3 protein-coding genes and 1 pseudogene are annotated in these 12,746 nt (G+C 72.1%); 1 reads left to right on the plus strand and 3 read right to left on the minus strand.

All coding sequences use genetic code 11. The features are described 5' to 3' along the window. Positions 1–2: 2 nt before the first annotated feature. The 3 genes and pseudogenes from R2B38_RS32870 to R2B38_RS32880 form a co-directional block, all read right to left on the minus strand. Entirely contained in the window at positions 3–305 is a 303-nt protein-coding gene (locus tag R2B38_RS32870; protein WP_318019452.1) for an acyl carrier protein, read from the minus strand. Next, positions 302–4,842, minus strand: a pseudogene (locus R2B38_RS32875) (beta-ketoacyl synthase N-terminal-like domain-containing protein). Before R2B38_RS32875 ends, R2B38_RS32870 begins: the two are co-directional and overlap by 4 nt. Positions 4,843–4,844: 2 nt before the next feature. Further along, entirely contained in the window at positions 4,845–11,744 is a 6,900-nt protein-coding gene (locus R2B38_RS32880; protein WP_318019453.1) for an SDR family oxidoreductase, read from the minus strand. A gap of 369 nt (positions 11,745–12,113) precedes the next feature. On the opposite strand from R2B38_RS32880, the gene R2B38_RS32885 reads away from it, so the two are divergent. Further along, entirely contained in the window at positions 12,114–12,719 is a 606-nt protein-coding gene (locus tag R2B38_RS32885; protein ID WP_318019454.1) for a GOLPH3/VPS74 family protein, read from the plus strand. Positions 12,720–12,746: the final 27 nt, after the last annotated feature.

Raw genomic sequence — 12,746 nt, forward strand, 5'->3', positions numbered from 1 at the left:
GCTCAGCCCGCCTCGGCTGCCTTGAGGCTCTGCACGACATACTCGACGAGTCGGCCGACGGTGAGTTCGATGATCTCGTCGAACTCCATCCCAGCCAGGAACTCGGCGAAGTTGACCTTCGTCCCGTAGTGCTCCTGGAGCAGACCGGCCAGCGTCACCAGGTCGATGCTCTCCAGCTCCAGGTCGCGGTTGAAGGTCGTCGTCATGGTGATCTCGACGTCGTCGACGCCGTACTCGTCCTCCAGCAACGTGGTGAGCATGCCGGTGAGGTCGGCGAGGACGGCGTCCTCGGTGGTGGGGGTCATCGGTCGTACTCCTCTTCGTGCGCGGGTCCCGTCGTCCAGGCCACGACGTAGGTCCTGTCCGGCAGATTGGGGGGATTGCCGGCCGGCTCGTAGTGCACGGTGTAGGCGCGTTCCAGGCGCCCCGACACCAACAGCCGTGAGCCGGGGGCCACTTGGAAGACGGCGAAGTCACGCGGCCGTCCCCGGAAGCCGGTGCCCTCCGCCTTGGCGACCGCCTCCTTCGCCGCCCAGAAGCGGGCGAACCACAGCGCCTCGGACTCGCCGGTGGCCGCCAACTGGGCACGCAGCAGCGCCAGTTCCTCCTCGCCGAGGGCGGTGGTGAGGGTGCTCGGGGGCGGTCGACGACCTCCTCGATGTCGATCCCGGGGCCGGGGCCGGGCGCGTGCAGCCGGACGATCGCGACGGCCGCCTCCGCGCGGTGAGCGAGCGAGACGTCCAGCGGGGGCAGGGTCCGGCCGTGCAGGCCGGTGACGTACGGGCGGCCGGACTCGTCGTTGTGGACCCGGATCTCCGCCGGGAAGACGGGGCCCTCGCCGTGGCCCCACAGCCACTGCCGTACCGCGTCCTTCACCGCGATCCGGCCCAGCAGCCACTGCCTGCGCCCGCGCGGCGGATGTTCGGCGTACTGCGAACGCTCCACGCTGCTCAGGGAGTTGCGCATGATCAGGTCGCGCGAGGCGAGGTCGGGCCAGCGCTCGTTGAGCAGGGTCCGGCCGCCGGGGCGGGCCTCGGAGAGGGTGTTGCGCTCCGGGAACCGCTCGACCGGCTTGGTCTGCGGATCGTTGTCGAAACGCCGGTCCTGCCAGCCGGTCAGCTCCGCCCAGACCACGCCGTCCACCGTGAGTTGTACGTCCGCTTCGAGCGCGGTGTCGGTGAGCGAGGTGATCCGCACCAGGCACTCCACCTCCGTGCCGGGGCGCGGATGCGGGCCGTGGAAACGCATCTCGCGCATGCCGACCGGGAAGACGACGGTCCGCTCGGTGCGGGTCGCCATGATCCAATACCCCAGGATCTGGCCCACGTTGTCGAGCAGGGCGCCGGGGGCGGGCGGTGTGGTGATCACGCCGCGTACATGGCGGTCGCCGATCGCGGTGAGTTCGGTGACCCCTTGGAACGCCGGGCCGTGGAACATCCAGCGCTCGTCGTAGAGATGGGCCGCGGTGTGGTCGGGGACGCGTTCGGTGGTCGGGTCCGGGCGGGGGCGCGGTGGGGGCGATACGGCGTGGGCGGGGGCGAGTTCGACCACACCGCGGGCGTGCGGGCCGAAGGAGACGGTGAGGCGGTCGGGGGTCTGGGTGACCACCTTCACCGGAACGTCCACCGACGGCGTGGCCGTCAGCCATCGGTCGAAGCGCGCGTCGTGCACGGCGACCGCGCGCAGGCCCGGGGCGGCCCGTTCCGCCGCCTCGATGATGTGCTGGACAATCGTGGTCGCGGGGACGACAGGCCAACGGTCCGCTACGTCCGGCCAGTTGGGGCGTTGCGGGAAGAAGCAGTGGTCCATGAGGTAGGGCATGGACTCGGGGGAGACATGGACCGTGGTCTGCCACTCCCGTGGGGGAGCGGGAGGCGCGGTGGCCACGATTCGGGGTGCGGGGGCGGTCGTTGTCGTACGACGGCTGCCCGCGCTGATGAGTTGGGCGGCCGTGTCGGCGGTGTCGCGCATGAGGGCGTGCAGTTCGGCGGCGGCCGGGAAGCGGTCGGTGAGCGCGTCCAGGGGCGAAAGGGCCGCCAGGGTGGGGGTGTTGGCGGCGGCCGGTGTGCGGAGTTCCGCCCGGAGCTTCACCAAGGTCGGGGCGTCGAGGGAGACGAGTGCGCCGTCCATGTCCAGCCGCACCGGGGGCCGTTCCCGTCGTGGAGCCGGTTTCCGGGGGGCCAGTGTCACCGGGTCCGTCGTTCCGCCCGCTGCCCACAACGCCATTGCCACGCGCCGGAGTTGGGCCAGTCCGGAGCGGTGGGGCGAGTTGGCGGCGACGACGAGGTGATCGCGTCCGCTGAGGGTCGCGTCGATGAGGGAGCCGAGTTGGCCCGTGCCGACCTGGACGAACGCGCGATGGCCGGCGGTGTACATGGCCTCGACGAGCTGACGGAACCGCACGGGCTCCAACAGGTGCCGGATGAAGAGTTCGCGTACCGCCTTCTCGTCCGAGGGGTACGGCGAGGCGGTGGTCCCGGACCAGAGGGGGACCGTCGGCGGGTGGAGGCGGAAGCGGTTCGTCGCCTCCTCGATCGGGGCGAGGTAGGGCTTCAACATCGGTGTGTGGAAGCCGGATCGGAACGGGAGGACCTGGCTCAGGACGCCCTGCGCGCGGAAGGACCGCACGAACTCGTCCACGGCCTTGTCCGGTCCGCACACCATCGACTGGCCCGGCGCGTTGTCGTGGGAGAGCACGATTCCGGCGTCCGGCCAGTCGGCGGCGAGCGCCGACAGCACACGCTCGGCCGGGGCTCCGATCGCCCCGAAGGCGAGGCCGGGAACCGTCACAGAGTCGGGGTCGAACGCCTCCATGAAGTCGCTGACCTCGTCCGGCGAGTACACCCCGGCGGCCGTCATCGCGGTCCACTCGCCGACACTGTGCCCGGCGACCGCGTCCGGGACGACGCCCATCTTCCGCAGGGCGGCGTCCAACAACCGCCCGACGCCGACGACATCGAAGCCGTGGCGGCCGACATCCCCTACCTGAGCGGGGGTTGCGGACCGGTTCTCGCGCAGTCCGAAGTGTGCGGCGACGTCCTCGACCCGGGGCGTGAAGTCGCCCTCCAGGCCCGGGAAGACGAACGCCAGCTTTCCGGCGCCGGGCCCGATGAGCGGGCTCGGCGTGAACCACACATCGCTACGGCCTTGCCACGCCCGGCCCTTGGCGACTGCTCGCCGGGCCAGCGCGAGCCGCTTGGCGTCCGGGGCGACGATGCCGAGCCGTGAACGGCCGGTGGTGACAAGGGTGTTGTGTGCGGCCAGGAGGGCGGAGTCGTCCGCGTCCAGCAGTGCGGCCAGGGCCTCGGGGTTGTCGGCGGCGAGCATCAGCACGCGTTCCGGTTCGGCCACGGAGGCCGTGCGAGTGGGGGCGTTCGTGCGATCCGGTTGGTCGACCACTCCCGCCGAACGTGACGCGCGGGCTCCCGGTGCCTCCTCCAGCACGACATGCGCGTTGATGCCGCCGAACCCGAAAGCGTTGACCGCCGCCCGTCGCAGCGGCTGTTCGGGAGTCGTCTCCCAGGGGGCCGCCTTCTCCAGTGGACGGAACCGGGTCGCCGCGAGCGCGGGGTGCGGGTCGTCGCAGTGCAGGGTCGGCAGGAGCATCCCGTGGTGGACGGCGAGGGCGGCCTTGACCAGGCCGGCGACTCCGGCGGCCGGCATCGTGTGGCCGATCATCGACTTCACCGAGCCGATCACCGCACGGCCGTCGGAGGTGCCCGTGTCACCGAACACCTCGGCCAGCGTGGCGAGTTCGGCGCCGTCACCGGCGGGTGTCGCCGTGCCGTGCGCCTCCAAGAGTCCGATGGAATGGGGCAGCGCGGGATCCAGACCCGCCGCCTCCCACGCCTGTCGTACGGCGTGGGTCTGGCCGGTCGAGTCGGGGTTGACGAGGCTCGCGGCGCGGCCGTCGCTGGACACGCCGGTGCCCCGGATGACGGCGTAGATGCGGTCACCGTCGCGTTCGGCGTCGGCGAGGCGCTTGAGGACGACGACTCCGGTGCCCTCGCCGATCAGGATGCCGTCGGCGTCGCGGTGGAAGGGGCGGATGCGCTGGCTCGGGGAGAGCGCGCGCAGTTGGGAGAACACGCTCCACAGCGTGATGTCGTGGCAGTGGTGGACACCGCCCGCGAGCATCAAGTCGCAGCGCTCGGCGGCCAGTTCGGTGACCGCCTGATCGACGGCGATCAGCGAGGACGCGCAGGCCGCGTCCACCGTGTACGCCGGGCCGCGCAGGTCGAGGCGGTTGGCGACGCGGGACGCCGCGAGGTTGGGGACCAGGCCGATGACCGACTCGGGGCTGTCGGGGCCGAGCCGCTCGGTGAACGCGGTGCGGATGCGGTCGAGTTGGCCGGGGTCCAGGTCCGGCAGCAACTCGCCCAGGGTGCGGACGAGTTGGCCCGCCGTACGGACGCGCTGGTCGAGGCGGACCAGACCCGGGGTGAGATAGCCGCCCCGGCCGAGGATGACGCCTACGCGTTGCCGGTCGGGCAGACGGCTCTCCCCGCCCGCGTCGGCGAGGGCGGCGGCGGCCACGTGGAGGGCGATGAGCTGGTCGGGTTCGGTGCCGGGCACCGAGTTCGGCATGATGCCGAACCGGGTGACCTCGACCTCGGCCAACTCGTCCACGAAACCGCCGCGTCGGCAGTACACCTGGTCGGCCACGGCCGGACCGCTCGCGGAGTCCGGCCGGTAGTAGTCCGCGTCCCAACGCCCGTCCGGCACCTCGCTGATGGCGTCCGTGCCGCTCAGCAGATTCCGCCAGTACGCGTCGAGGTCGGCGGCGCCGGGGAGCAGCACCGACATTCCCACGATGGCGACCGGCACTTGACGGTCCGTCATGGCTACCAGCCCGAAGCGGTGTAGACGACGGCCCCTGCCGACTCGTCACCCCAGGCGAGCTCGCGCAGCAGGGCCGCGGTGCCCTCCTCGGGGTCGATCAGCGAGATCCCGCGCCGGGCGTACTCGCGTCCCAACTCCGGTGTGACCATGCCGTGGTGACCACCGGTGGGCGCCCAGGGGCCCCAGTGCACGGTGAGCGCACGGTGCCCGGTCCGGGCGGCCCAGGCGGTGCCGAGGCTCTGGAGCGCGTCGTTGGCGGCGGCGTAGTCGACCTGTCCCCGGTTGCCGAGGACAGCCGATATGGAGCCGAACAGGACGGCGAAAGCAGGGCCGTTGGGTAGTTCCTCCAGCGCCGACAGCAGGGTCTCGGCGCCGTGCGTCTTCGTGCCGTAGACCCGCTGGAAGGACTCGGTGGTCTTCTCGGCGATCAGCCGGTCCTCGATGACACCGGCCGCGTAGACGACACCGTCGAGGCGGCCGTGTTCGGCGTGGATCTCCTTGACCGCCTGGAGCGCGGCGTCGGGCTCGCGGAAGTCGACGGAGTGGTAGCGGGCCTGGCTGCCGAGGGCGGCGAGTTCGTCGAGTGTCGCGGTGATCTCCCGTTGGGCGAGCAGGAGTTCGGCGGTGCGGTTGATCTCGGCGGGGGTGAGTCCACCGCTGTTGCGGGCGAGGGCGGCGCGCAGTTCGGCCGGGGTGCGGGCGCCCGCCGTCGCCGGGTCCTCGGGGCCGGCCGGGGCGGCCGTCCTGCCGAGGAGTTCGATACGGCAGCGGGAGGCGGCGGCGAGTGCGACGGCGAACTTGGCGGTGATGCCGCGCGCTCCGCCCACCAGCAGCACCACCGAGTCGCGGTCGAGCCCGATCGCGGAGGCTTCGGCGACTCCGTCACCGGCCGGTCCGGCACCGTTCGTCGCGAGCGCGCCGAGCGGTGTGTCGGTCAGCTCAAGTCCGTGGCGCCCAGCGGGGGTTCGCAGAACGACCGGCTCGGTGTCGGGCGCGAGCAGTTCGGCGATCAGCGCGTCGGCGACTGCGTCCGCTGCGGTGTCCGTCAGCTCGACGACCCGGGCGACGGTGTCCGGGTACTCGCGGGCGACCGTACGGAACAGACCGTGCAGACCCGCCGATACGCCGTCCGCGCCCTGTACCGCGAGGAGTTGGCGCGCGTTGCGGCGCAGGGCGGCCTGGAACACGGGGAAGGCGTCGGGCAGCACCGGGGCCGATGCGGTGAGGGGCGTGAGATACAGGACCGCGTCCACTTGGCCGTCGGCGTCGGTGAGTTGGTGCTCGATGCCTACGGTCACCGTGTCGGCGCCGTACGAGGAGAGCCTCGCCGCGACCGCCTCCGAAGGGCCGCTGTCACCGTCGCCGTAGAGGACGAACCGTCGGCCGCTCAGCACGGACGCCGGGTCCGCCGGGTTGTCGCCGTCTTGGTGTGCCAGCAGTACCGGGCGCAGTTGGAGGCGCTTCGGCGCGGTGCCGGTGACCTCGTCCTGCGGGGCGGGGGCGCTGTCCGGCGCCGCGGGTTCGGCGGCTTCCGCCGCCGCGGGCTCCGTGAGCCGTGCCGACAGCCAGCCCGTGACCGAGGCCGCCGTACGGGCCTTCGCCAGGTCCTCCAGCTCGGCGTCGTCGAGCGTGGCGACGTCCATCCCGCCGCCGATGCCGAGGCGTTGGGCCAGTTCGCCGGCGATCTCGGCGCGCTTGATGGAGTCGATGCTGAGGTCCGCCTCCAGGTCGAGGTCGGGCTCGATCATGTCGACGGGGTAGCCGGTTCGTTCGCTGATGATCTCCAGGACGACACGGAGCACGTCGGCTTCGGTGACGGTCTCGGGGGCCGGGGGTGCTAGCAACTCCTGTACTGCTGTGGGCTGTTGAGCGGCCGGAGTCTCGACAGCGGCCGGCAGGGCGGGTATCTGCGGCAGCGCCTCGACCACGGCGGGCGCCGGTGCCGGAACCCACGTTCCCTGCGGCACCGGTCCCTGCGTCGCGCCGAAGTACGTCAGCAGCACATCCCGTTGCGCGGCCACCATCTCCCGGCTGGTGCGCAGGAATTCGGAGATGAGCGCGTCCCTGTTCGCCTCGACGGGGGCACCGCCTTGAGGGTTCGTCGTCACAGTCGTCTCCACAACGCGTCGGGCCGGTGCGAGGGCACCGGGCAGGAGTGCTCCGGCGGCGGTACGGACGAGCTGTCCGTCGACCGTCCAGCCGGGTCGCGAGGGCACGGGGGTCCGGGCCGCGTCGACGGCGTCGCGCCCGTTGAAGAGCCGGCCGGTGCGCACCGGCAGCCCGGCGACGGCCAGTTGGGCCAGCGCGTCGAGCCAGCCGCGCAGCCCGCTGTTCTGGTTGGGCTCGCACGCGACCGTGCGGTGCGGGCGGTCGCCGAGGATCTGGTCGACCAGCCGGGTGAGCACGGAACCGGGTCCGGCCTCGACGAAGATCCGTGCTCCCGCCTCGTACATCGCCTCGATCTCCGCGACGAAGCCGACCGGCGAGCCTATCTGCGCGGCGAGTTCGGCCCGGACCGCGTCGGCGTCCTCGCCGTACGGGGCCGCCGTGCGGTTGGACCACACCGGGAACTCGGGGGTGAGCACGGGCCGTTGGGCGAGAGCCTCCGCGAACCGTTCGCCCGCCCCCGCCACCAGCGGGCTGTGGAAGGCACAGGCCACGGGGATGCGCTTGGCGCCGAGACCGGCGTCGCGCAGGAGGCGTACGGCCGTGGCGACGGCCTCCGTCGGACCCGAAATCACCGTCTGGCGGGGCGAGTTGCGGTTGGCGACGACGACGGAGCCGGGGGCGTCCGCCGCCTTCAGGGCCTGCTCGACGTCCTCGGCACCGGCCGCCACCGCGGCCATGGTTCCGGGGTCGTCCGCGCCCGTGGCTTCGAGGATCGCCGCCGCACGCTCGGCACTCAGCTCCAGCAGGGCCTCCGGCGTGATCGCACCGGAGGCGCAGAGGGCGACCAGCTCGCCGTAACTGTGCCCGGCCGCCATGTCGGGCCGCACGCCCGCCTCGGTGAGCAGGGCGTGGGCGGCCAACCCGGCGATGCCCAGGGCGGGTTGCGCGACCCGGGTGTCGGTGAGACCGGCCTGCTGGCGGTCGCGGGCGGTGTCGTCGAAGGCGGTGGGCGGGTAGAGCGCGTCGGCATGGGCGCGGCCGAGGTGCAGGTAGTGCTGCAGCTCGGGGAACGCGATGAACACGTCGGCGAGCATGCCGGGGCGCTGACTGCCTTGACCGGGGAAGAGGAAGGCGACCTTGCCCGTGTCCCCTTCCGGGTCCGCCACATGGATTCCTGAGGTGGGGTCGTGCTCGCCGTCGAGTGCCCGCCGCAGTTGCCCGACCAGCCCCTCGACATCCTTGGCCACGACGGCCACCCGCACGGGTTCCTGCCGGGCGTCCGAGCGGCGCGACGCACTCAACGCCAGGTCCCGCAGCCTCCAGTGACCCGTCTCCGCGAGCTTCAGGATCTCCTCGATGCCCCGCTGTGTCGCCGCCTGGCTAGCGCCTCGGAACGTGAACAGCTCGGCGGGCCACGCGTCCAGACCCTGCGCGGGCGGAACCGCGTCGCCGTAAGCCCCGATCACCGCATGGAAGTTGGTGCCGCCGAAGCCGAACGCGCTGAGCCCCGCGACGCGTTCCTCGGCCGGTGCCGCCCACGGCCGGGGCCGGGCGTGGAAGACGAACGGGCTGCTGTCCTCTTTCCAGGCCGAGTTGGGCTGCTTCATGTGCAGGGTCGGCGGCTTCACGCCGGTGTAGAGGGACAGCACGGTCTTGATGAGACCGGCGAGGCCCGCGGCGCACTTCGTGTGCCCGATCTGGGACTTGACCGAGCCGAGCGCGCAACTGCCCGTCTCCGCACCGGACTCGCTGAACACCTCGCTGAGGATGGAGAGTTCGGTGCGGTCGCCGACGACCGTCCCGGTGCCGTGCGCCTCGACCAGGCCGACCTCGGACGGGGAGACGCCCGCGTTGCGGTACGCCCGCTCCAGCGCGGCCCGCTGTCCCTCGGGTCGGGGTGCCGTCAGGCCGAGCGAGCGGCCGTCGCTGGAGCTGCCGACTCCCTTGATCACGCCGTAGATCCGGTCGCCGTCCCGCTCCGCGTCCGCGAGCCGCTTGAGGACCACGCAGGCGACGCCCTCGCCGAGTGCGATGCCGTCGGCCGAGCTGTCGAAGGCGCGGGAGCGGCCGGTGGGGGAGAGGGCGTGCACGGAGGAGAAGAGGACGTAGTCGTTGATGCCGTTGTGGAGGTCGGCGCCCCCGCACAGCACGACATCGCTGGTGCCGCCCACGAGTTCCTTGCAGGCGACGTCGACGGCGGCCAGCGAGGATGCGCAGGCCGCGTCGACCGTGAAGTTGGCGCCGCCGAGGTCGAGCCGGTTGGCGATGCGGCCCGAGATGACGTTGGAGAGCATGCCGGGGAAGGAGTCCTCGGTGAGCGTGGGGAGTTGCTCCTCGATGCCCTGCGGGATCCTGCCGTAGTAGGAGGGCAGTACGGCGCGCAGCGTCGTCGCGTTGGAGAGGTCGCTGCCCGCCTCCGCGCCGAACACCACGGAAGTGCGCGCGCGGTCGAACTCCCGCCCCCGGTCGCCGTATCCGGCGTCCTCCAGCGAGCGCCGGGCCGCTTCGAGGGCCAGCAGCTGGACCGGTTCGATGCTGCCGAGGGAGGTCGGCGGGATGCCGTAGCGCAGCGGGTCGAAGGGGATGCGCGGGAGGAAGCCGCCCCACTTCGAGGGGGTGGCGCCGTCCTTGTCGGCGGAGTAGTGGACGGCGGGGTCCCAGCGGTCGGGCGGGACCTCGTCGACGGAGTCGCGGCCGCCGAGGATGTTCGCCCAGAACGTGGGGAGGTCCGGTGCCTGCGGGAACATGCACGCCATGCCGATGACAGCGATGTCCAGGGGGGCCGGGGCCTCCGGCTCGGCCGTTTCCCCAACTCCCAGGAGGGCGCGGGCGGTTCGCGCGCTGTCGGCCAGGAAGTCGGCGGCCTCCTCGGTCACCGAGCGGTGCAGGGCGTCGATCGTGGTGGTCGCCGAACGCAGCACGGCGACCTCGCCGGCCATGAACATCCCCTCGGCGAGCTGGCGTTGCTCGTCCACGGCGGTCAGCGCGCCGTCCGCGTCCCGCTCCACGCCCTTGCTGGCGATGCGGAGCCGGCCGACGTTGAGCCGTTCCAATTTCTCCCAGATCTGCCGGTCCGGGACGCCCTGCTCGCGCAACTCGGCCTCGAAAAGCAGGTAGTTGTCGCTGAACGGGCTCGGTACGCAGCGGGTGGCGTGGCCCGGCGCGGTCTCCAGCAGCGCTGTGCGAGTCGCCCGGACGACCTGTTCCTGGAACAGGGGCTGGACCGCGCCGCGCGTCACCGCCTCCTCCGTGAACAGATAGGCGGTGCCCATCAGGACGCCGACAGCGGCGCCGCGTGCGGTGAGCGGTGCGGCGAGCGCGGCCACCATCGCCGCCGAGCGCTCGTCGTGGACGCCGCCCGCGAAGAACACCTCGATGTGCTCGGCCGTACCGGGGTCGGCCTTCTCCAAGAAGTCGTCCAGGACGGCGAGTTGGGCCTCCCAGAGCGGGAAGCTGCCGCGCGGGCCGACATGGCCGCCGCACTCGGAGCCCTCGAACACGAACTTGCGCATCCCCGCGTCCAGGAACTGCCGCAGCAGCCCCGGCGAGGGCACGTGCAGGAAGGTGGAGATCCCGGCCCGCTCCAGCGCCTCGGCCTGGGAGGGGCGGCCGCCCGCGATGATCGCGTGCGTGGGCTCCAACTCCCGTACGGCTTCGAGCTGAGCGTCGCGCATCTCCTCGGGTGCGAAGCCGAGCACCCCGACGCCCCAGGGGCGGTCGCCGACGGCGGCGCGGGTCTCTGCCAGCACCGTGCGCGACTGTTCGCCGCTCGACAGGGCCAGCGCGACGAACGGCAGGGCACCGCCCTCGGCGACGGCCGCGGCGAACTCCGCCTGGTCGCTGACGCGGGTCATCGGGCCCTGCGCGACGGGGAGCCGGGTGCCGAGGGTCCGGCTCATCGGGGAACCGGCGCGCAGTGCGGCGGCCGGTGCCTCGTCCCGTACGGACTCCCGTACGGCGGCGGTCAGTTCGCGGACCGTGCGGCCCGCGTCGCCCCAGCGTTCCGCGAAGCGGGCGGCGAGGAAACCGTCCTGGCCGACCGGGAGGAGCTGGGTGCGCGGGTCGCGGGCGCCGAGCAGTTCGGACACCCGGTCGGCGGGTACCCGCGGGGCGTCCGGACCGCGTCGTAGGAGCACGCGGTGTCCGGCCATCAGCGTGGTCTCGGAGCCGTCCATCGAGCGGAGTGCGGCGGCGGCCGTCTCCGGGAGGACCGACTCGGCGAGCAGGGCGAGTTGGCTGTCGAGGACCACACCGGCCGCGCCACCGGCCACGGCCGCGGCGGCCGTGCGGGGGCCGATGCCGCCGCAGGCCCAGACCGGGACGTCCACGGCGGGGTCGGCGAGCAGGCGCTGGAGTAACACGAACGTGCTCAACTCGCCCACCCGGCCGCCGCTTTCGGCACCCCGGGCGATCAGCCCGTGCGCACCGGCGCGGACCGCGGCCAGCGCCTGGTCCGGGTCGGTGACCTCGGCCAGCACCCGGTGCGACGCGACGACCTGGTCGACCCGCCAGGGAGCGTCCACGGCCAGGACGACGGTGTGCGGGGCGGCGCCGGTGCCCGTCGTGAGGTCACCGGGGCCGATCCGGCAGTGCGGTCCGACCCGTACCCCGAAAGGGCCCGGGGACCAGCGGCGGATTCGCGTCAGGGCCTCTCTGGATCTTCGGTCGCCATTTCCCAGGTCCAGTACTCCCAACCCGCCGGCACGGCTGACGGCCGCCGCGAGTCGGGCATCCGGCTCATGGAACGGGGTGATTCCAATGATCATGTCTTCGGCGCGCGCGACAGACGTCATGATTCTCCGAATAAACGGTGAAACTGCACGGTGGGGGGTTTCGGCGGGGGTGCGCCGAATGTAATCGCAGAGGCGCAAGAGGGCTGATGGAAAGCTAGCCCCCCGGTTACTCGTCGGTCAACAACGCCAAGGTAAGCAACTGGTTGACGGAGGTGATCCAGCCAGCCGGAACCGGCCCCCAAACAACCGAAAACCCTGCCAATTTCCTTCAGAGGGCACACCACTCGGACCGCAGTGGCGCAAGCGGTCCAAAAGCCCCCGCTATTCATCCGAGGCTCACAGTCCCGAAACACCACTGACGGCGGGAAGGAATTATGTAAACGTTGGGTGTCGATGCCTCCTCGCATAAGCCGCGCTAGGTTGGCACCTATGAGCACACCGCGGGACCTGATGATCGTCGCCATGGATGTCGCACCCGACCGCCCCGTCGAGACGGGTGATCTTTCGCTCGCGCTCGCCGGAGCGGAGGTGGTCGACCTCCTCGCCGCCGAAGCCGTCGTGCTGGACGGCGACCTGATCGTGCCGAACCCCCAACTTCCCTTGGAGGACGGCCTGTTGGACGAGGCCTCGGCCGCGCTCGTGCGGGAGACGCCGTACGAGTCGGTCGAGGACTGGCTGTGGCGGCGCGGGCGGAGCCTGTCCTCCGCCTATCTCGCCGCGCTGGAGGCGGAGGGGCTGGTCGAGCGGCAGCGCGGGCGCTGGATCCCGGTCCGCACCGGCCGTACGGCCCTGGTCGACTCCCCGGCCCGCAGCCGCGCGGCGGACCGCTGGGCCCAGGGTGAACCCGTCCTCGCCCAGCTCGCCGCGGCCGCCGGGATCCGCGAGGTCTCGGACGAGGACTCCGCGAAGGTCACCGACGAGTCGTTGGACACGGTCATCGCCGTAGTGCATGACGCGGTGACGGAACTGGAGGCCGTACGGCAGCGGAAGAGTGTCGAGGACGCGGCCTACGACAACGTGTGGCGCGGTATGTGACGGCGACCTCTCGGCCTCGAAGCACGA

Source organism: Streptomyces sp. N50 (assembly GCF_033335955.1).
Taxonomy (GTDB): domain Bacteria; phylum Actinomycetota; class Actinomycetes; order Streptomycetales; family Streptomycetaceae; genus Streptomyces.

Excerpts from the sequence above, each read along its gene's own strand:
- R2B38_RS32870 (WP_318019452.1), bottom strand. The coding sequence starts at position 305 with ATGACCCCCACCACCGAGGACGCCGTCCTCGCCGACCTCACCGGCATG.
- R2B38_RS32880 (WP_318019453.1), bottom strand. The coding sequence starts at position 11,744 with ATGACGTCTGTCGCGCGCGCCGAAGACATGATCATTGGAATCACCCCG.
- R2B38_RS32885 (WP_318019454.1), top strand. The coding sequence starts at position 12,114 with ATGAGCACACCGCGGGACCTGATGATCGTCGCCATGGATGTCGCACCC.